Here is a 20406-nt window from a genome sequence, read left to right as displayed (position 1 = left end):
GTCTTGCGCTGACCCTTGCCCTTGTCGCCGCGCTCGATCCGCCCGCGCCCCGTGCGTCCGCCCCCGCGATCTCCGGGGCGGACGCACCCCCCGATTATGGCGACACGCTTCGTCGCTGCCGAACCGCCACCGAAGCCGATCCCGAATGCGAGGCGGCCTGGGAAGCGAAGCGGCGCCATTTCTTCCGGACCGAAAAGAGCAAGCCATGAACGACACCGGCGTCATCGATAATTTCCTGTCGGTCTTCTCGACCTATATCGACAGCGGGTTCGGTCTGCTCGGCGGCGAGGTCGGCTTCCTGTCCTCGACGCTGATCGTGATCGACATAACGATCGCGGCGCTCTTCTGGGCATGGGGCACCGACGAGGATGTGCTGCAGCGGCTGGTGAAGAAGACGCTCTATATCGGCGTCTTCGCCTTCATCATCGGCAATTTCCAGGCGCTGGCCACGATATTGCTCGAGAGCTTCGCCGGGCTGGGCCTGAAAGCGGCAGGAAGCGCGATGGCGATCGGCGATTTCATGCGCCCCGGCATGATCGCGTCCACCGGCCTCGATGCCGCCGAGCCCTTGCTCGACGCGACCGCCGATCTTGTCGGCCCGGTGGGGCTCTTCACCAACTTCGTCCAGATCCTGATCCTGCTGATCGCCTGGGTGATCGTCGTGATCGCCTTCTTCATTCTCGCGGTGCAGGTCTTCGTCACGATCCTGGAGTTTAAATTGGTGACGCTCGCGGGCTTCGTCCTGCTGCCCTTCGCCTTCTTCGGACGTACCGCCTTCATGGCCGAGCGCGTCCTCGGCCATATCATCTCCTCGGGCATCAAGCTGCTCGTGCTCGCGGTCATCACCGGCATCGGCACGACCCTCTTCCAGCGCTTCATGGACGCGGGGCTCGGGACCGAACCCGACATCCGCGAGGTGATGGCGATCGCCCTCGGCGCCTTGACCCTGCTCGGTCTCGGCATCTTCGGTCCGAGCGTCGCCAACGGCATCGTGGCGGGCGGCCCGCAGCTCGGCGCAGGCGCCGCCGCAGGCACGACCCTCGCGGCCGGCGCCACGATCGCCGCCGGGGCCGCCGGCGCGACGCTGGCGGCGGGCGCGGCGAGCAGCGCCGTCGGTCGCACCGCGCTCGGCGCCTCGCGCGCGTCCGGCAGCGCTTCGGCATCCTATGCCCGGGGCGCGGCCGGGAAGAGCGGGATGCGGGCGTTCGGTGCGGGGCTCGCCAATGTGGCGCGTGACACGGCGCGCGGCGCGGGTTCGCCGCTCCGCGCCGCGGCTGACCGCCTGCGTCAAAGCTATGCCGCGGGGCAGGCGGGCAAGTCCGTGGCCGGCGCTGCCACCGCGAGCGACGGCGCGGCGTCGCCCCCGACCTGGGCGGCCGCCATGAAGCGACGTCAGGCCGTCACCTCGGGCGCCACCATCGCCTCGCAGACCCTCAAGGCCGGCGACAGCCATGGCGCCGGCTCCGCTCCCGACATCAGCCAGAAGGATTGAACCCATGTTTCGACGCCCGTCCCAACATTATGGCAAGTCCCCGGTCCCGGTTACGCCCTACCAGCGCGCGGCGCAGGTCTGGGACGACCGCATCGGCTCGGCCCGCACCCAGGCGAAAAGCTGGCGCCTCGCCTTCTTCGGCTGTCTCGCGCTTTCGGGCGGACTCGCCTCGGCGCTCGTGTGGCAGTCGCTCCGCGGCACGATCACCCCTTGGGTCGTCGAGGTCGACAAGCTCGGCGAGGCAAGATCGGTGGCGCCCGCCGATGCCGACTTTTCGCCGACCGACCCGCAGATCGCATTCCATCTCGCGCGCTTCATCGAGCATGTCCGCTCGATCCCGGCCGATCCGGTGGTGCTCCGAAAGGACTGGCTCAGCGCCTATGACTTCACCACGCCCAAGGGCGCGCAGGCGCTGAGCGATCACGCCCGCGCGAACGATCCCTTTGCCGAAGTCGGCAAGATGCAGGTCGCCGTCGATGTATCGAGCGTCATCCGCGCATCGCGCGACAGCTTTCGCATCGCCTGGACCGAGCGCCGCTATCAGGATGGCAGCCTGGTCGAGACGTCGCGCTGGTCGGCGATCCTGACCACCTCGATCCAGCCGCCCCGCACTCCCGACGCCCTGCGCCGGAACCCGCTCGGCGTTTTTGTCACCGCTATTTCTTGGTCGAAGGAGCTCAGCCAATGATCCGCCTTACCCTTCTTCTCGGCGCTGCCGCGCTCGCGCTGCCGGCGCAGGCGGCACCCGCCGATCCGCGCACGCAGGTCGGCCGCGCGAACGACGCGGCGCGCGTCCAGCCCGAGCGCGCGACCTTCCTCAACGCCATCCAGAAATATGCCTGGGCCGATGGCGCGCTGTTCCAAGTCTACACCGCCCCCGGACAGGTCACCGACATCGCATTGCAGGAAGGCGAGGAGCTTGTCGGTCCGGGGCCTGTCGCGGCCGGCGACACCGTGCGCTGGGTGATCGGCGATACGGTGAGCGGGACGGGCGCGTCGCGCCGCGTCCATATTTTGGTGAAGCCCACGCGCCCCGACATCATGACGAATCTGGTCATCAACACCAGCCGTCGGACCTATCACATCGAGCTGCGCGCGACCCCCGCCACCTATATGGCGGCGGTCTCCTGGTCCTATCCGCAGGACGAGCTGATCGCGCTTCGCTCCGCCGAGACCGAACAGGCGCGGCTCGCTCCGGTTGCAGGCGGGATCGATTTCGCGGCGTTGAGTTTTGCGTATCGCATCTCCGGCGCGAAGGTCCCCTGGCGGCCGGTGCGCGTTTTCGACGATGGGCGCCAGCTCTTCGTCGAGTTCGGTGCTGCGATCGCAACCGCGGACATGCCCCCGCTGTTCGCGGTCGGCGAGAAAGGCGCGGCGGAGCTGCTCAACTACCGGGTCGACGGCCGTTACATGATCGTCGACCGCCTTTTCGATCGCGCTGAACTCCGGCTGGGGAGCGGGCGCGGCGCCAAGGCCGTGCGGATCGAACGCGAAACGCCGCGCGCGCGAGGCCGGTCGTGACGGCGCCCGAACAGCCGGGCACGGAAGCTGTGCCCGCCGAGGCCGAGGTTGCGCCGATCGCCCCTGCGAGCCCCGATGCGTTCCGCTTGGCGGGTGAGACTCCGCGGGTCATGCGTCTGTCACGGAAAACGCTGGCGGTTATCGGCGGGGCCGGCGGTCTTGCGATTGCGGCATCGCTCATGTGGGCGCTGCGAACGCCGGCCCCGGCCGAGCGTCGGGAGCTCTATGAAGCGAGCAACAATGCGCGGCCCGACGCGGTCCCCGGAGCACCCGCCGATTATGGCGCCGTGCCGAAGCTCGGTCCGCCGCTCCCCGGCGACCTTGGCCGGCCGATCGTTGCGGCGCAGGGGAGCGGCGAAGCCATCCCCGTCCCGCCGATCGGCGCGGAAGGGCGCAATCCTCCCGATCCGCGCGTGGCGGCCGCCGAACAGGCGCGGCAGCGGGCACTGCAGGAGCGCGAGAGCGCCCAGACGAGCCGGCTCTTTCTGGGGGGCGGAACCGCAAGTTCCGCAGCAACAGATATTGTGCCCGCCGAGGCGGCCGCGCCCGAACAGGCGGCGGAGCCTCGCACGGCCAATGAGGGGCGGCGTCAGTTTCTGGCATCGGGTTCGAAACGGCCCCTCGAAAGTGGCGAGCGGCTGATCGCCCCGAGCTCCGCGCTGATCGTCCAGGCCGGGACTGTCATTCCGGCAGCGCTCATCACGGGCATACGCTCGGACCTTCCGGGCCAGATCAGCGCGCAGGTGACGCAGAATATCTATGACAGTCCGACCGGGCGTATCCTGCTCATCCCGCAAGGGTCGCGGTTGATCGGCGAATATGACAGCGAGATCGCGGCGGGACAGAGCCGGGTGCTCCTCGCATGGGATCGCCTCATCTTGCCCGGCGGACGATCGATCCGCCTCGAACGGCAGCCCGGCGCCGACGCCGCAGGCATGTCGGGGCTGGAGGATCGGGTGAACAATCATTGGGGCCGGATGGTCCGCGCCGCGCTCGTCTCGACCCTGCTCGGGGTCGGGAGCGAGCTCAGCGTCGGCGGCGACGACGAACTCGCCCGGGCGCTCCGCTACGGGATGCAGGACAGCACGAGCCAGGCCGGGCGCCGCATCGTCGAGCGCGAACTGGCGGTGCGTCCGACGCTCACCATCCGGCCGGGTTTCGCGCTCCGCGTAGTCGTCACCCGCGACCTTATTCTCGAGCCGCAGGCGGATTGGAGATGAGTCGGCTGCGACTTGGGCCGATCGTCGAGGAGAAGCCGGTCAAGGCTACTGTCGAACTCACGGGCAAGCTTGCGCGCGATCTCGCTGACTATGCCGCGGCACATGCGAAGGAAAATGGCCTGTCGGAGCCGTTGTCGATCGAACGGCTCATACCGCCGATGCTGGAACGGTTCGTCGCGACCGATCGCGGTTTTGCGAAGGCGCGGCGTTAGGCGGTAAAGAGTATTTTGTATGCGCACACAGGGTCGATTATGATCGCCCTGTGGACGAGCATTTTGCTCCTGAGCGGCCGACCCAACCTCCGCGGCCTTGCACAACGAAGCCCGATCCCTCGGGCTTGCGGGTGCCATTCGCTGCATGCGGCGATGGCGTGGTTCGGCACGTCGAACAGATCGTATCGCACCGCGACGGCCCCTTTACCTGCCTTGGATGCAAGGAACGACTGACCCTTCGGCTCCCGAAGAAGATGCGGAAGCATTTCGCGCACCAGTCCGACAGCCGATGCTCAGGCGAGACGGCCCTGCATCTCTACGCCAAGCTGCTGCTGGCTGCTGTCCGGTGGGTCACCCTGCCAAGCCTTGTCCTCCGCGAGGAGCGATTGGAGGAGGTCGTTTTCGAAGGCGGGCAATTCGCGCTCGACGAGGTGAGGCTAGAGACATCGGAGGGCGATTTTCAGCCCGATGCCATGGTGTGGATCGGGTCCGATCGCCGCGCGGTGGAATTCAAGGTGTCGCACGCGGTCGATGAGGAGAAGCAGCAGAAGGTCGCGCGCGCAGGCTGCCCGATGATCGAGATCGATCTTTACGGAGTGCGTTGGCGCCAGCTTGATGGCGCCGAACTCGACCAGCAGATTTTGCACGACGCACCGCGGCACTGGATCCATCATCCGGATCGCGAGCGTTCCGCGCAGCGCCTGTCCGAGCGGGTCACGGCGGAAGCGACGCGCAAGGGCGAGGCGCTCCGATGGCATATCCGGGAGCGACCGCAGAAGCCTCCCGTCGATACCGAATGGGTCGCGGAGATCATGGCCGACCTGCAATATGCCGAACTGGACTATCTGCTCGGGGCCAAGAGCCGGATGGGCCATTGGTTCACGGTAAGGCCGCAGCTTTGGCAGGCGGCGCTCGTGCATGCCCTGATCTACACGCCGAGCATCAAATACTCGGCGGGATCGGACATCCATATCCATGGCGAGTGGCCGAACGAGGCCAATCTCGAGAGCGTGCTGCCGACATGGATGCTGCGCACCGACCTCAGCAATTACAAACCGAACGCGCTGGCAGCGGCCGGCTACTCGCGGGAGAGTTTCGGGTCGCCCAGCCAAGCCGTGACCGAATATCTCTTCAATCTCTTCACCGATCGGCAGGCTGTGGTGTGGGAGCGTGACGAGCAGCGCTTCTATGTCGACCCCGATCTTCATGCCCGCGTTCACAATCGCTACGACCTTGAGCGCACCGTTGCCTGCATCGCCAAGGATGCCGGCCATCCCGATCCCGATGGTTTCAGCCGGCGCTGGATGCGGCGATATAATGTCGACGGCCGAAATCCTTGGAAGGTGGCGGCGGAAGGCGGCGATGATTTTCACGCGCTGGACAAGCGGGTCCGGGCGATCTTCGACATGTCGCGCAGCTATCGCGACCTTCCCATCGTCGACGATCTTTGCGGATTGCCCTTTCAGGAGTGGCGCGACGGTATCCGACAGAAGCGCGAGGCGAAGGAAGCCGCCGAGCGCAAGCGGATCGAAGACGCAAAGGAAAGCCGGCGGCGGAACTTCGCCATTGCCGCGAAAAACGCGCTCAAGGACGAGGCCGAGACCTGGCTCGCATCGACGGTGGTCGATGGAGTGCCGATCACCGAGTGGGCGTGTGGCAGCGACGATCTCTATTGGCGAGCCTTCAGCCATATCGAGCGCGCCGAGGACGTGAGGAAGCGCCGGGTTTTGGCGGCGGAAGCGGCGGAGGAATTTCGCAAGCGGCTCACGACCGCCTCCAACAAGGCCTTCCGCGATCCCGACCGCGCGCACCTTTTTCTCAACAGTGCGCACCCGAAGCTTGCCGGTCGTCGCCCGATCGAAGCTTGTGAGACCGATGCGGATTTGAGAGTCGCTCTGGCGCTTCTCCCGAAAGTGTAGCGGAGCAGGCCGGAAGGAATTCCCGCTCGCGTGTGAAATCGCGATGTTCTAGACTTGTTCTATGGACCAGCCCGACGATTCGGCCGATCAGCTTGCGGCAACACGCGCCATCCTTCCCTCGGAATTCATGCGCCAGCTGAGACCCGACGAGTTTTCCGATAGCGGGTCCGAGCCTGCCTTCATCCTCGAAGCCTATGAGCTGGAGCAGCGCCTCGAGTATGTCACGGCGCGCAACGAGACCCATGATTTCGAGATTTTCTGTCGGAAGCTTTGCGAGCGGATCGTCTGCAAGAATCTGAAGCCTGCGACGGGCCCGGAGGGCGGCGGTGACAGCAAGGCCGACAGTGAGACCTTTGCGGTCTCCGACGAGATTACGACACTTCACTATGTCGGCGAGGCCAACTCTGGAAGCGAGCGCTGGGCGTTTGCTTTCAGCGCGAAGAAGCAGTGGCAGCAGAAGGCGCGATCGGACATCGAGGGGATCGCGGCGACTGGGCGTCCCTATACGAAGGTGTTCGTCGTCACCTCGCGTTATGGCCGCTCCAAAGATGTCGCCAAGATTCAGGATGAGCTGTCAGAGAAATTCGGCTTTCGCGTCGAGATATTCGACCGAAGCTGGATCATCGACCGGGTTCTGACGCACGGAAATCAGGATATCGCTGTCGACTATCTCGGAGTCGGTAAGCGAAACGAGAAGGCGCGTGTCGGGCCAGCCGACTACGCGCGGTCGCAGCAACTCGAAGATCTGGAGAAGGCAATCCAGGACCCTGCCGCTTATGCCGGCATCGAGGCGCAGCGCGTGACCGACGCCCTGCTCGCTGCGACGCTTTCGAAGGAGTTGGAGCGGCCGCCTTTCGAGACCCATGGGCGATTTGATCGGGCGATCCGCATCGCCGATCAACATGGTCTGCTCAGCCAGCAGATCGAAGCACGCTATCAGCGGCTTTGGACGGCCTTCTACTGGTTCGACGAGTTTGACCTCCTGGACCGCGAGTTTGACGCGTTCGCTGAACTCGCGTTTGGCTCGCCCGCGGCGCGACACGCGGAACGCCTTGCAAACCTTCTGCAATGCCTGATTACGGCGGTCGCACAGGGCTATCGTTCAGCCGAACAGGTTCGCCTCTCGGAACGCCGGTCCGCGTTGGTCGCTCGCCTCGAATTTTTTGCGGGTCAGAAGGACCGTCCCAACAATGCGCTCGAAGCGCGCACGACCTCCCTAATGCTCGAGATCACCTCCCTTGCGTTCGATCGACGCGACGAAATCTCCCCCTTTTGGCAGGAAGCCGAAGCTATCCTCGAAGCGGCGTCGGGGCTCGCTGAATATGATGCCGAGCGGCTCGCGCAGCTGATCGAGGAGGTGGGGCCGCTTGCCGGGAACGATCCGGCCTATGGTGAACTGGTCGACAAGCTCGCAGACTTCATGGGCAAGCGGGTCGGCGAAGGCGAGAGTGGACGTATTTTGCTGCGAAGGGCGCGGCGGCTCGACACAAATGCGGACCGTCTTGAGATAATTCGTCTGCTCGGACGGGCCACGCATCAACTCACCAAGCGCGAATATGCGGAAGAGCTCATCGAAGCGAGCTACATGCTCGCGGTCGCCTATCGGGGCACCGGTACGCTCTGGGCTGCGCGTGCCGCGGCGCTGTTTGCTGTCGCATCGATAATTGCAGATTCGGAGCACGATAGCCATCCATCGGTCACCCTCGTTCCCGCGTTGATGCTCCTCATCTGGATAGACATCGAGTTGCGGCTGCTGCCCGAGGCGCTCGACGCGATCCGGATGGTGAATGGTTGCCGAAAGTTGCTGCCGCTCGACGACGCTTCGAAGGTTCGCGTCGACGAGAGGTTGAAGGAATTTGATGGCGTCCTCACTTGCCAGTTTCTCAACAGCTCGGCCGATGACTTCGAGGCGATGGCGGGCCTCCCGACGGTTCTGGAACGCCTTGGTTTGCCTATGTCCTGCGGCGCGCTTCTCTACGCCTTGGGCTATGCGGAGCGCCTGGGTGAACGTCAGCCCGAGGAGGAGCCGGAAGGGGGACTTGAAGGCATGTTCGCGCGCGCGGCCAACCAGCCAGCGGGCGACCTCGGTGGTCGGCCGCTGGTTACCGGCAGCCCGCGACCGCACAGCATCGAGACCCGCGTTATCGGCATGCGCGTCGCGGTGCATCTATCGGGCAGCGACACAGCGCTGCTCGCCGGCCAAACCCTGCTGGCGGTTATCGACACGCTGTTTGCTACGGTTATCGGCCTGCGGATCGGAGCATTCGTCGAGCGCTTTGATATCGATCTCGTGGAAAGCGATGTTGCCACAGCACCGAACGTTGATTTCGATGGCAATAACATGCGCGCCAAACTTCATTGGCCTGCCGGATCGACACCCGCCGATCATCTCGGTGAGAGCGGAACCCATAGCCAATTCCTGCTTCTCTCAACGCTGATGCTCGTCGCGACCTCACTCGCCGACCGGCAAAAAATATCTCTGGAGAAGCTTTTTCGGGAAGAATCACTCCTTGAGCGCGTCAGCGCCGCAGTCGCGAGTTCGAACAGCCGCATCCGGGCGATGAACAGTCCAGCGTCGCGACTGACGGATTGGAACGAGCTATCGCTCGAGCGGTTTCCGCCGAAGGCCGACCGGCCGGTAATTGTAAGGGTGCCAGAGGCTGATCCCGAAGAAGAAACAATCAGCGAGCGATACGCGACTGGCGATCACCGCAGCGTCGAAGTGCGCTCGATCTTGGACATTCCGCAATGGGAGCAGGCCCGCTGGATCGGCGTGATGCTCGGTCTGCAGCATGATCTCCCGATCGTCGGATTGCACTTTGAGGATCGCGAGGCGGGACGCCAAATTTTCGAGCGTTGGCGCGAACGGTTCGGCGCACGAGATGCCAAAGGGGCTATCCACATCGCGATCTTGCGCGAACTACCTGGTCGGCCCCCGTCCCACTATGCGGTGCTATTGATGGCGGGAACTGAGCCAGGGGATTTCGCTGGTACGCTGGTGAGCATGCCGAGCCGCCTCAAGCTGCTCGAACCTGCCGCCGACACGAATCTGAGGTTCTTTCTCGATAACTATCCCGCGGGTGGCTCGTTCATTCTGGTTCCCACTTACGTGAAGGAGAATGGCGAGCCCGATCTGATGATGGACCTTGCCATACTAAAGCATGACCTCTCGATCCGGAGAGTTGCCGATATCGGCAAGTCCGATTTGGAAATCATCGGAGTGCAGCTTCTCGAGCAAATGGAGGCGCGCGACGGTTCGCCGCCTTGATCAGGCGGCGAACTTCATCTTTGCCGCCTTCCGCACGCCAGTCTCAAGATGTTTTGCGATCTCGTCCGAAGTGCGGCTGACCGCCAGCTTCACGGCTTCATCGATATGAACATAGTCCTGCGTCACACTTTGCGACGCGTGGCCTAGCATCGCGCGGATCGTGAGCTCGGAGAAGCCGAGTTCGCCCGCCATGCTGCCGAAGGTGTGGCGCAGCGTATGCGGCGTTACGCCCTCAATGCCGGCCGAGCGGCATAGTCGGGCCAAGCAGTCGCTGACGGCGGTAAACGGGCCTTCGCCATTCGACGCGGGAAAGACGTAGGGGCAGCCGGCTATTTCGGGTTGAGCGACGACGATCTTGATCGCCTCGGGTCCGATCGCCCGAAATTGTGCATCGCTCTTCGTGTCGGGGAACGCGACGTAGCCGCCCATGGGGTTAACCCACTGCCGCTGCAGCGCCTGCGCCTCTTCGCGCCGATAGCCGGTCAGAAGGAGCGTCCTGACAATTGCGAGCGCAACGGGGTTCTCGGAACCCAGTTCGGCCCGGCCGATCGCCCGACCCAGCAGCTCGATCTCGGCGATGCTGAGACGCCGGGTCCTTTTCTTGGTCGCGAGCTTCTTCGCGCCCTTCGTAGGATGTTCCGCAATCAGTCCCTTGTGCTTTGCATGGCCTAGGATGGCCTGGAGGGTGCCGAGGCTCCTCCCGGCAACGCCGGCACCGCCCGTCGGGCGGCCGCCGCGCCCGCCCGAAGGAGGCTTTCGGGTCTGACCGGTTGCAATGTCATTTTGCATTGCCTCGACGTCGGCGATCGTCAGCTTCCGCACGAGGCGTTTGCCCATCAGCGGGATGATATGCGTCAGGATGCGGCTCTCATCCATGTTGAGCGAGGTGTCCTTGATCGGGCGGTTCTTCCGTCCAAGAATGCGGCCGGCTCGCGCTTCGACGAGATACCATTCGCACATCTCGGCGACATTGAGATCCTTCCGGACCCGGCGCGACTCCTCTGCGGGATCTTCGCCAGAGGCGACCTTGCCCAACTGAATCTTCGCGAGCTCGCGGGCTTGCTCGACCGTCATCACGCCGAAGCGCCCGATCTTCACTCGCCGAACCCGGCCTTCCTCATTCATATACTGGATGACGAAGGTTTTCGTCCCGGTTGCGCCGACACGGACACCGAAACCTTTGATCTCGGTATCCCAAAGAAATGCCTGGCCTGTCGCTGGTGCAGCCAGCGCATCGACCGTCCGCTTATTGAGCTTCGCAAGCGCCACAAGTTCCTCCATCATATTACGCGAGGGTGGCCGATTCGAAAAGTAATGAGGACGTAATAGAAAATCACCGCTTCGCAGGGTAGGGCTAGGATAAATTATCGTAGGCCGAAGTCAACAAATGCTTGGATTTTCGTACCTTGGCGTAGAAAAAGAAGCTCTGGGGTATTTGCAGTAATTTCTTGCCAAGGTTGGGGTCGAGGGTTCGAATCCCTTCGCCCGCTCCAGTTTTTCAACATGATCGAATAAGCGGCTTTGCCGGGTCGCTCATGATCCGAGTTTCGTGACCGTCACCTGCTGGTTCAGCATCTCGATCTCGCCATAGGCGGTCAGGAAGCTGATGTCGGCGGCGTCGCGGCCGACCGCAATCTTCGCCATTTCGTCCGCCTTCGCCATCCCGGTCGCATCGACCAGGTGCCAGGCGTCGCCCAGGAACACCTCGGCCACCGCATGGAAATCCTGCGGCCGAACCCCAAGCGCATAGACGCTGACGATGCGCGCCGGGATCGCCGCGGCGCGCGCCAGGCTGACCATCACATGCGCATAGTCGCGGCACACCCCCTGCCGTTCGACGAAGCTGTCGAGCGCGCCCGTTTCGGCATCGCTCGACCCCGTAACATAAGTGAAATGCGCCTCGATCCAGTCGCGCATCCGGCCGATCTTGGCCCCGCCCTCGACATCGCCGAACTCGTCCTGGACGAAGTGGATGAACTTGTTCGCCGGGCAATAGCGCGATTCGTTGAGATATTGCACCGTCTCGCCCGGCAAGCGGTGCATCGGCACCTTGCGCAGCGTCCTGTAGTCTACAACATCGCGCACGATTTCGACCGTCGTGCGGTACCGGACATTGAGCTCGCCGCCGCGGCGCAGCCAGATGCGGTCGCCGATCATGTCCTGCGCGGGAACGCGGGCAAAATATTCGCAGTCGCCGACGTCGAGCACCGCGTTCAGGATCAGTTGCTCGGGGATTGCCGCCGCCTCGATATGCAGCATCAGGTCGACCGGATCGCCGAGGCGATAGTCCAGCGCGGCGGTGATTTCGAGTTTCATCGGCTGGAAACGCTCCAAAACGGGATCGGTGCCGCTAGGGCCGGAAAAACATCAGCACAATCAAAAATATCGACGAAAAGCATTGGCGCGATTTGGCGCCCGCGCGCTATGAGCCGCCAACCCATTCTTCGTCGGGGCATTTTGTGATCGCATCGCGTACCATCCCCTTCATCGTTGCCACCATCTTTATCGACGCGGTTGGTTTCGGGATCATCATGCCGGTGCTGCCTCAGCTGGTGATGGAGGTCGGGCGCATCGACCTGCCCCACGCAATCGAGGTCGGAGCGTGGATCGGGCTGGTGATGGCGGTCGCGACCTTTCTGGCGTCGCCGGTGCTCGGCAATCTGTCCGACCGCTTCGGGCGACGGCGCGTGCTGCTGCTGTCGCTCGGCGGCCTCGCGATCGACTATGCGCTGCTGACAATCGTGGAGACATTGCCGTGGCTGTTCGTCGCGCGCGCGCTGTCGGGCGTGTTCGGCGGCAGCTATGCCGCGGCGCAGGCGGCGATCGCCGACATCACCCCGCCCGAGCAGCGCGCGCGCAATTTCGGCTTCGTCGGCGCGGCGTTCGGGGTCGGCTTTGTCGCCGGTCCGGCGATCGGCGGCTTTCTGGGCGAGATCGGCCCGCGCGCGCCCTTCGTCGCCGCGGCGATCCTCGCCGCCGCCAACATGCTCTATGGCCTGTTCATCTTTCCCGAAACCCTGCCGCCCGAGCGCCGCCGCGCCTTCAACTGGCGCCGCGCCAACCCGCTCGGCGCGCTCGCAACGATGCGCGGCCTGCCCGGCATGGGCGGGGTCGCGGGCGTGCTGACGTTGTGGCAGATCGCCAGCCTCGTCTATCCGATGACATGGAGCTTTTATTGCATCGCGCAGCTCGGCTGGACGCCGGGGATGATCGGCGCGAGTCTCGCCGCGGTCGGGGTGATGATCGCATTGGGGCAGACGTTCGTTGTCGGCCCGATGGTCGCGCGCTTTGGCGAGCGCGACGCGGCGACGATCGGCATCGCGATCGCCGTTGCCAATTATCTGGGCTACGCCTTTGTCACCTCGACCTGGGGCGCCTTCCTGCTGTTGCTGCCGATCGCGTTGCAGGCGCCGGTGCAGCCGTCGCTCAACGCGCTGATGTCGCGCCGCGCCACCGCCGATACGCAGGGCGAGGTGCAGGGGATTTCGGCGATGGCGATGGGGCTGGGCCAGCTCGTCGCGCCGATCCTGCTGACCGGCACCATGGCCTATTTCACGGCGGATAAGGCGCCGGTGCATTTCCCGGGCGCCGCCTTTATCGTGGCGGCAATCTTTGGCCTGCTTGCGATCCTGATGCTGCGCCGCCTGCCGCGCGTGACGCGGACCAGCGACGACGCCCCCGATCAGATGCCGCCGTCGGTCACCGCATAGCCCGCGGCCTCGAGCCCCGCGGTGAGCATCGCGACGCAGGCGGCGACATCGGCGGCCGACGTCGAACGGATGACAAAATTGGCGCCGACCTTGCCGTCGCGGAAAAAGGGGTAGCTGCCGATCACGACACCCGGATGCTCCTTTTCGCCTTGGCGCAGCAGGTCGGCGACTTCGCTTTCGGGCGACCAGGCGCCGATCGTGTGGGCGACAAGCGGCGCGCCGCCCTCCAGCTGACCGGTCAGCGCGTCGAGCATGCCCGCGGTGATATGCGGCACCCCCGCCATCACGAACAAATTGCCGATGCGGATCCCCGGCGCCCCCGACATCCGGTTGGGGATCAGTTCCGCGCCGTCGGGGGTGCGCGCCATGCGCAGCCGCGCCTCGGTGAGTTCCAGCCCGCGCCCGCCATAATAGCGTTCGAGGATCGCGCGCGCCTCCGGGTGGACGATGACGCCCACGCCGAGCGCCTTCGCTACCGCATCGACGGTGATGTCGTCGTGCGTCGGGCCGATGCCCCCGGTCGTAAAAACATAATCGTAGCGCGCGCGCACCGCATTGAGCGCAGCAACGATCTCGTCCTCGACATCGGGCACGACGCGCACTTCGCGCAGCCGGATGCCCTGCGCGTCGAGCCAAGTCGCGATTTGGGCGATATTCTTGTCCTGCGTGCGACCCGAGAGAATCTCGTCGCCAATCACCAGCACGGCGGCAGTCCAGATGCGTTCTTCGCTCATCACTCTGCCTTAACCGCACCCCGCGACAAAACAAGTCCGGTGGACCCGTATCCTTGTTCTTGTTATGTTCAATCTCGACTCGTAATGCGCAAGGGAGAAACGCGATGGCCGACGAGCTGATTTTCTACACCAACCCGATGTCGCGCGGCCAGATCGTCCGCTGGATGCTGGAGGAGGTCGGCGCGCCCTATGAGCCGCGCATCCTCGATTATGGCACGACGATGAAGGACGCCGCCTATCTGGCGATCAATCAGATGGGTAAGGTTCCAGCGATCGTCCATGGCGGTCAGGTGGTGACCGAATGCGCCGCGATCTGTGCCTATCTGGCCGATGCCTTCCCCGATGCCGGCCTGGCGCCGCCGACCACCGACCGCGCCGATTATTATCGCTGGCTGTTCTTCACCGCCGGGCCGGTCGAACAGGCGATCATATCGAAACAGTTCGGGCTGGAGCCGGAGGGCGAGCAGCAACGGATGGCGGGTTTCGGTTCGCTGGCGATGGCACTCGACGCGCTCGAAACCGCAGTGGCGAGCAGATCTTTCGTGGCGGGCGACAGGTTCAGCGCCGCCGACGTCTATGTCGGCAGCCAGCTCGACTGGGGGCTGCAATTCGGGACGATCCCCTCGCGCCCGGCATTCGAAGCCTATGTCGCGCCGCTGCGTGACCGCGCCGCCTACAAGCGCGCGAAGGAGATCGACAATGCGCTGATCGCCGAGATGCAGGCTGCGAACCCGGCGTAAATTCTCACCGTAGCCCTGAGCCTGTCGAAGGGCGCCTCGCCGAGAAGCGCCCTTCGACAGGATCAGGGCTACGGTTTGAATGAAGCAGCGGAGCTAAGGCAGCGCCTTCAGCAATCCCACAGCCAGCGGCGCCAGCCGTCGCACCTGCGGATCCTGCGATTCGCTGGCGGCGACATAGACGGCGTCGGCAAAGGCCGTGCTATTGTGGACCGCGGCGAGTCCAGCGGCGCTGGCATAAGGAGCTTTCCAGCGCGCCGCATCGCCGGGATGCAGCGTCTGGAACCACGCCGCCCACGCCGCATCGTCGATGTCGGTGCGCTTGGCCAGAAACAGAAGCGGCCGCGCCAGTCGCCGCGCCTCGCCATGGACATAGGGATGCGATCCCGCAGGCGCGACCTGCGCGGCGATCGCGCCGAGCAGCAGGTCGGCATCGGCGCGCGCCAGACGCGGATTAAGCGCCAGCTGCATCAACAGGTCGGCGCCATGCGCGACCCCGTGCCGCCAGCCCTGCCCCTCGACAAAGCCGCGATAGTCGGTGACGCCGCGCAAATAGGTCGCGCCGGTTGCGGCGAGCGTATGCAATTCGGCGTCGGTCAAAAAGGGTTCGACGCGATCGGCGCGCGCGACTTCCGACAGCGCCAGTACGGCGAAGGGACGGCGGAAGCCCGCGGGGTCGTCGGGCGCGGCTAGGCTCGTCGTCAGCCGCTGCATCGCATGGCGGAGGCCATCGTGTGTCAGATGTTTGCCGCGCAGTGCCTGCGTCCACAGCGCGAAGGCGAAATCGTCGCGGACCGCGGGGTCGGGGTTGCCGAGGCAGGCAATGAGCGCGTCGATCGCGGCATGGTCGGGCGCTGCAAAATAACGACCGGCAAAGGCCTTGAGATCGCCATCGTCGGGTTGCGCGACCGCACAAGCTTCATTGGCCTTTGCCGCGCCGGGCAGCGCCGTCATCAACATCGCGGCGCCCACCGCCGCCCATATCCGCGTCATCATCATCCCCCCGCAAAAAAGAAAGAGCCCGGCGAATCGCTCCGCCGGGCTCCCTTATTTGTTCGATGTCCGTCCGCTTATTCGCGGCTGCCCAGCAGATTGAGCAGGAAAGTGAACATGTTGACGAAGTCGAGGTAGAGCGTCAACGCGCCCATCACCACCGACTTGCCGACAAAGTCGGTCCCGCGGACATAGAAATACATGCTCTTGATCTTCTGCGTGTCATAGGCAGTCAGACCTGCAAACAGCAGGACACCGATGACGCTGATCGCCATCGCCAGCGCGCTCGACTGCACGAACAGGTTGATCAGCATCGCAACCAGGATGCCCACCACGCCCATGATCAGGAAGGTGCCGAAACCCGACAGATCCTTCTTGGTCGTGTAGCCATAGAGGCTGAGACCAAGGAAGGCCGCCGCCGTCGCGAAGAAGGTCGTCGCAATCGACGTGCCGGTAAAGGCGATGAAGATCGTCGACATCGACAGACCCATCACCGCGGCATAGACCCAGAACAGCGCCTGCGCCGCCGTCGTCGACAGCTTGTTGATGCCAAAGCTCAGCACCAGCACAAAGGCCAACGGCGCCAGCATCACCACCCACATCAGCGGGGTGCCGACCATCGAGGCGGTAAAGCCCGACTGGAAGGCGAGCAGCGCGACGATACCCGTCAGCAGCACGCCCGACGCCATATAATTGTAAACCGACAGCATGTACGACCGCAGGCCGGCATCGACGGCCTGGTCCATTGCGTTCGCGCCGGCCCCAAAACCGGAAGCCGCCATATTGGGGTCGTTCCAATTCGCCATTGTCATTACTCCATCACCGGTCAGCCCATACCGACCGTGGGTGGCAATATCGTGATTTTCTCTCCGGCTTTCAAGCGAAACCGGAAATGGCCCAAGTTTCGGTGGCTGCGGCTGCGCGAGCGATTATGCTGCCGGGGCCATGTCGACCCACCGCCTGTTCGTCGCGCTGCGTCCGCCGCGCCCCGTCCGCGACCTGCTGCGCACCGCGATGCACGGCATATCGGCGGCGCGCTGGCAGGATGACGACCAGCAGCACCTGACCTTGCGCTTCGTCGGCGAGGTAGACCGCCACCGCGCCGAAGACGTTGCCGCCGCGCTCGGCGCGCTCCATGCGCCTTCGATCACCGCGCGGATCGCCGGGGTGGGCATGTTCGAGCGCAAAGGATGGCCACACACCATCTGGGCCGGGGTCGAACCGGCGGCGGCGCTGGCGGGACTGCACCGCAAGGTCGATCAATTGCTTGCGCGCGTCGGCATCGACGCCGAAGCCCGCGCCTTTGTCCCGCACATCACGCTGGCGCGGCTCAACCGGTCGGCGGGGCCGGTCGCGCCCTTCCTGGCGCAGCACGGCGATCTGGCGAGCGCGCCGTTCGTCTTCGACCACGTCATCCTCTACGAAAGCGAAATGGGGCATGGCGGTTCGCGCTACCATCCGGTGGCGCGCTATCCTTTGGACGTTTCGGCAACGAGCGCGGCGGCGACCGCGCTGACGTCGGCCCAAGTCGCGGCAAAACCATCGTCGGCGCCATAATAGGGATCGGTCACACTTTCCCCCTGCCGCCCCGGCACGAGATCGAGCATCAGCCGGACGCGCGCGGTCGCATCGGCGGGCGCGAGCGCGCGGGCGTCGCGCAGGTTCGTGGCATCGGCGGCGAGGATCAGGTCGAAGCGGTAGAAATCCTCCACCACCAATTGCCGCGCGCGCAGATCCGAAATGTCGGTGCCGCGGCGCCGGGCTTCGGCCGCGGCGCGGCGATCGGGCGGATGGCCGACATGCCAGTCACCGGTTCCCGCCGAATCGAGCGTTGCAGCGATGCCGGCGGCGGCGAACGCCGCGCGCGCGGCGCCCTCGGCGAGCGGCGAGCGGCAGATATTGCCGAGGCAGAGGAACAGGATCGCCGGGCCATTGTCGCTATTGTTGCTCATGTCGCTCCTGTTCGCGCCGAAGTTGAACCGACTTTCAACTTGCGCCATTTTTCGGCTCTGCTAGCCATGAGCGATAACAGATAGTGGGTCAGGGAGAGGGTTGCCAGATGGCCGAGACCGCCAGCGAAACCAACGCGGCCGCAGCGCCGGAATTTCAGGAGCCCAAGGCGACCGGCTATAGCTGGTACGTGCTGTCGGTGCTGGTCGTCGTCTATATCCTCAACTTCATCGACCGGCAGATCCTGAGCATCCTTGCCGTTGACATCAAGGCCGACCTCGGGCTGACCGACGCCGACATGGGCTTTCTGGGCGGCGCTGCCTTTGCGGTCTTTTACGCGCTGTTCGGGATCCCGCTCGGGCGGCTGGCCGACAATTGGAGCCGGGTGAAGCTGCTGTCGATCGGGCTCGCGCTTTGGTCGACGATGACCGCGCTGTCGGGCTTTGCCCGCGACCAGATCACGCTGACCTTTGCCCGCATGGGCGTCGGCGTCGGCGAGGCGACCGCCAGCCCCACCGCTTATTCGCTGATTTCGGACTATTTCCCCAAGAAACAGCGCGCCACCGCGCTCGCCATCTATTCGTCGGGGCTGTATATCGGCGGCGGCGTTTCGCTGTTCATCGGCGCGTTGATCGTCAAGGCGTGGAACGATGCCTATCCGGGCGGCGGTCCGCTGGGCCTCGTCGGCTGGCAGGCGGCATTCCTGGCGGTCGGCATCCCCGGGCTGCTCGTGGCGCTGTGGGTGGCGACCCTGCGTGAGCCGGTGCGCGGCGCGATGGACGGGGTGGCGAGCCCGAGCTCGCCCGCGCCGTTTCGTCAGTTCGCGCAGGATCTGTCGACGATCGTGCCGCCCTTCACGCTGATCGGGGCGTGGCAGCGCGGCCCCGCGGCGCTGGCGATCAACATCGGCTTTGCCGCCGCCATTGCGGCCTTTGCCTGGTGGATGATCGAATTGACCGGCAATTTGCCGCAATGGTCGGCCGTCGGCCTTGGCTATTATGCGGTCTTTTCCTGGGCCTGCACGCTCCGCGCGCGCGATAGCGCGACCTTCCGGCTGATCTGGGGCACCCCTGCGTTCATCTGCACGACGCTGGGTTACGGCATGGTCAGCCTCGCCGCTTATGCCCTCGCCTTCTGGTCGGCGCCCTATGCCGAGATCGTGCTGGGACTGCCCAAACAGGAACTGGCCTTCTGGCTGGGCGCCAATGGCGCGATCAGCGGTTTCGTCGGCGTGATCCTGGGCGGGCGGCTTGCCGACGCGCTGCGCGCGAAGAATCCGGCGGGGCGCATCCTGATGATCATCTTTGGCGTCGTCGCGCCGATCATCCCGATCTGGATCGGCTACACGACCGACAACAGCACGCTATTCTATGTGATGAACTTCCTGGCCGGGATGTTCGGCGCGACCGCGCTCGGCGCCGCGGCCGCGACGACGCAGGATCTGGTGCTGCCGCGGATGCGCGGGACCGCAACCGCCGCCTTCTTCCTTGGCACCACGCTGGTCGGGCTGTCGTTCGGCCCGTATATGGTCGGGCAGATTTCGGATCTGGCGGGGACGATCGTCGACGGCAAGCCGGTCGGCGACCTGCGCACGGGGATTTTGTCGCTGATCGGGGTGGCGCCGATCGCGCTGGTCCTGCTGCTCTATGCCTATCGCGCCGTTCCGCAGGCCGAAGCGACGATCGTCGAACGCGCCGCCGCGGGCTGATCCGCAAGCGGGGTGACATGCCTTGCCGGCGAAGGCCAGGATTTCATCGGGGCTTTCGGTTGCAAGGTCGAGATCCCGGCCTTTGCCGAGATGACGATTCAAATGGGAATGGTCGCGCCCTAGAGTCTGTCCTGTACAAATTGATCCGTAGCCCTGAGCCTGTCGAAGGGCGCTTCTCGCCGAGAAGCGCCCTTCGACAGGCTCAGGGCTACGGTGACTTGATTCAGGCTGAGCAGGACAGGCCCTAGTCCGCAGGCGTCGCCGTAATCACGCCGCAGGCGATGCGGTCGCCGCTGTTGCCGCTGGGGTCGGTTTTCATATCGTCGGGACCGGCGTGGATCACAAACGCCGCGCCATCGGCGTCGAGCATGGCGCCGTCACCAGTCAGGCGGGTGCCGACCAGTTGCAGCGTCGCGCGGCCGATGGTGTCGGGTTCGACGACCAGATTGGGCAAATCGCCATGATGCGCGCCCATCGGGTTTTCGCGGCCATGCTGCGCGCCGGTGGGGTTCCAGTGCGGACCGGCGGTGGTGAATTTGGGAGCGTCGCACAGCCCGGTGGCGTGGACGTGCATGCCATAGGTGCCCGCGCCAAAGCCGCGCGCGACGAGTTCGAGCCGCAGCCCGCTGCCATCCTTGAAGATGTCGACGCGCCCGCGGTCGGCGCCGCGCGCATCGACCAGATTGGCATAGGCGTCGGGGACGGGCAGCTTGGACGTCGGCGCCTTGCCCATATTGGCGCAGCCGGCAAGCGCGAGCGCGCCAAGCAGGGCGAGGCCCGCGGTCATGGCCGGTTTATGGTACGAACCCGTCGTCATCATGCTGCTCCCTGTCATCAACATCGGAATCAAAACGTCCGGTCGGCGCGTTTCGATCCCCTCGCCGCGACGATGGCGCGTTTTGGCGCAAGTTCCAAGGGGATAGTCGGTTTCGGGGTGGGGGG

At 64.9% G+C, this 20406-nt stretch carries 19 protein-coding genes; 12 read left to right on the top strand and 7 right to left on the bottom strand.

Annotated elements, in window-relative coordinates; genetic code table 11:
* The 8 genes from trbK-alt to FFS18_RS16585 all read left to right on the top strand — a co-directional run.
* Positions 1-209: putative entry exclusion protein TrbK-alt (trbK-alt, locus tag FFS18_RS16620; RefSeq protein WP_137871689.1), on the top strand; the 209-nt coding region annotated here is incomplete at its 5' end.
* Entirely contained in the window at positions 206-1492 is a 1287-nt protein-coding gene (gene trbL, locus FFS18_RS16615) for a P-type conjugative transfer protein TrbL (protein WP_037556046.1), read from the top strand. The genes trbK-alt and trbL, both read left to right, overlap by 4 nt.
* A gap of 4 nt (positions 1493-1496) precedes the next feature.
* Positions 1497-2180 carry a conjugal transfer protein TrbF gene (gene trbF, locus FFS18_RS16610; RefSeq protein WP_037556047.1) on the top strand — a complete coding sequence of 228 codons (684 nt, stop codon included), beginning with the start codon at positions 1497-1499 and terminating at the stop codon, positions 2178-2180.
* Complete coding sequence (trbG, locus tag FFS18_RS16605; RefSeq protein WP_081933119.1) at positions 2177-3013, top strand: P-type conjugative transfer protein TrbG; 837 nt, start codon at positions 2177-2179, stop codon at positions 3011-3013. The genes trbF and trbG overlap by 4 nt, the downstream gene beginning before the upstream one ends.
* The gene (locus FFS18_RS16600) at positions 3010-4233 is read left to right on the top strand and encodes a TraB/TrbI/VirB10 family type IV secretion system protein (RefSeq protein ID WP_052182310.1); all 1224 of its coding nucleotides are present in this window, start codon (positions 3010-3012) and stop codon (positions 4231-4233) included. The genes trbG and FFS18_RS16600 overlap by 4 nt, the downstream gene beginning before the upstream one ends.
* Positions 4230-4445: a DUF2274 domain-containing protein gene (locus FFS18_RS16595; RefSeq protein ID WP_037556048.1), complete on the top strand. Its 216-nt coding sequence runs from the start codon at positions 4230-4232 to the stop codon at positions 4443-4445. The genes FFS18_RS16600 and FFS18_RS16595 overlap by 4 nt, the downstream gene beginning before the upstream one ends.
* 131 nt (positions 4446-4576) lie before the next feature.
* Entirely contained in the window at positions 4577-6364 is a 1788-nt protein-coding gene (locus tag FFS18_RS16590) for a competence protein CoiA family protein (protein WP_171005348.1), read from the top strand.
* Between the two features lie 61 nt (positions 6365-6425).
* Positions 6426-9632 (top strand): hypothetical protein, encoded by a 3207-nt coding sequence (locus FFS18_RS16585; protein WP_052182311.1) that lies wholly within the window; start codon positions 6426-6428, stop codon positions 9630-9632.
* Here FFS18_RS16585 and FFS18_RS16580 read toward each other — a convergent pair whose 3' ends face one another.
* Both FFS18_RS16580 and FFS18_RS16575 read right to left on the bottom strand, forming a co-directional pair.
* Positions 9633-10901 (bottom strand): site-specific integrase, encoded by a 1269-nt coding sequence (locus FFS18_RS16580; protein ID WP_120218387.1) that lies wholly within the window; start codon positions 10899-10901, stop codon positions 9633-9635.
* Positions 10902-11165: 264 nt separating this feature from the next.
* Positions 11166-11948 carry a transglutaminase-like domain-containing protein gene (locus FFS18_RS16575; protein ID WP_137871687.1) on the bottom strand — a complete coding sequence of 261 codons (783 nt, stop codon included), beginning with the start codon at positions 11946-11948 and terminating at the stop codon, positions 11166-11168.
* A gap of 143 nt (positions 11949-12091) precedes the next feature.
* Here FFS18_RS16575 and FFS18_RS16570 point away from each other — a divergent pair, with 143 nt between their 5' ends.
* Entirely contained in the window at positions 12092-13342 is a 1251-nt protein-coding gene (locus FFS18_RS16570; protein ID WP_137871686.1) for a TCR/Tet family MFS transporter, read from the top strand.
* On the opposite strand, the gene FFS18_RS16565 is transcribed toward FFS18_RS16570, so the two are convergent.
* Complete coding sequence (locus FFS18_RS16565) at positions 13315-14076, bottom strand: competence/damage-inducible protein A (protein WP_137871685.1); 762 nt, start codon at positions 14074-14076, stop codon at positions 13315-13317. The genes FFS18_RS16570 and FFS18_RS16565 overlap by 28 nt on opposite strands.
* A 104-nt stretch (positions 14077-14180) precedes the next feature.
* On the opposite strand from FFS18_RS16565, the gene FFS18_RS16560 reads away from it, so the two are divergent.
* Positions 14181-14816 (top strand): glutathione S-transferase family protein, encoded by a 636-nt coding sequence (locus FFS18_RS16560; RefSeq protein ID WP_137871684.1) that lies wholly within the window; start codon positions 14181-14183, stop codon positions 14814-14816.
* A gap of 93 nt (positions 14817-14909) precedes the next feature.
* Here FFS18_RS16560 and FFS18_RS16555 read toward each other — a convergent pair whose 3' ends face one another.
* Positions 14910-15806 (bottom strand): DUF2785 domain-containing protein, encoded by an 897-nt coding sequence (locus FFS18_RS16555; protein WP_171005347.1) that lies wholly within the window; start codon positions 15804-15806, stop codon positions 14910-14912.
* 77 nt (positions 15807-15883) lie between these two features.
* A complete protein-coding gene (locus FFS18_RS16550) occupies positions 15884-16612 on the bottom strand; it encodes a Bax inhibitor-1/YccA family protein (protein WP_120217836.1) in 729 nt (242 codons plus the stop codon).
* A gap of 139 nt (positions 16613-16751) precedes the next feature.
* Between FFS18_RS16550 and thpR the strand changes: the two genes are divergently transcribed.
* Complete coding sequence (gene thpR, locus FFS18_RS16545; RefSeq protein ID WP_137871682.1) at positions 16752-17363, top strand: RNA 2',3'-cyclic phosphodiesterase; 612 nt, start codon at positions 16752-16754, stop codon at positions 17361-17363.
* Here thpR and FFS18_RS16540 read toward each other — a convergent pair.
* The gene (locus tag FFS18_RS16540; protein ID WP_137871681.1) at positions 17276-17758 is read right to left on the bottom strand and encodes a low molecular weight protein-tyrosine-phosphatase; all 483 of its coding nucleotides are present in this window, start codon (positions 17756-17758) and stop codon (positions 17276-17278) included. The two genes, thpR and FFS18_RS16540, sit on opposite strands and share 88 nt — an antisense overlap.
* 107 nt (positions 17759-17865) lie before the next feature.
* Between FFS18_RS16540 and FFS18_RS16535 the strand changes: the two genes are divergently transcribed.
* Positions 17866-19464 (top strand): spinster family MFS transporter, encoded by a 1599-nt coding sequence (locus FFS18_RS16535; protein ID WP_120217834.1) that lies wholly within the window; start codon positions 17866-17868, stop codon positions 19462-19464.
* A 244-nt stretch (positions 19465-19708) separates the two neighbouring features.
* On the opposite strand, the gene FFS18_RS16530 is transcribed toward FFS18_RS16535, so the two are convergent.
* Positions 19709-20281, bottom strand: coding sequence for a superoxide dismutase family protein (locus tag FFS18_RS16530; protein WP_232014754.1), 573 nt, complete (start codon positions 20279-20281; stop codon positions 19709-19711).
* Positions 20282-20406: the final 125 nt, after the last annotated feature.

The organism is Sphingopyxis sp. 2PD (assembly GCF_005503695.1).
Classification (GTDB): Bacteria; Pseudomonadota; Alphaproteobacteria; order Sphingomonadales; family Sphingomonadaceae; genus Sphingopyxis.
This window is presented reverse-complemented; position numbering and strand designations above follow the sequence as displayed.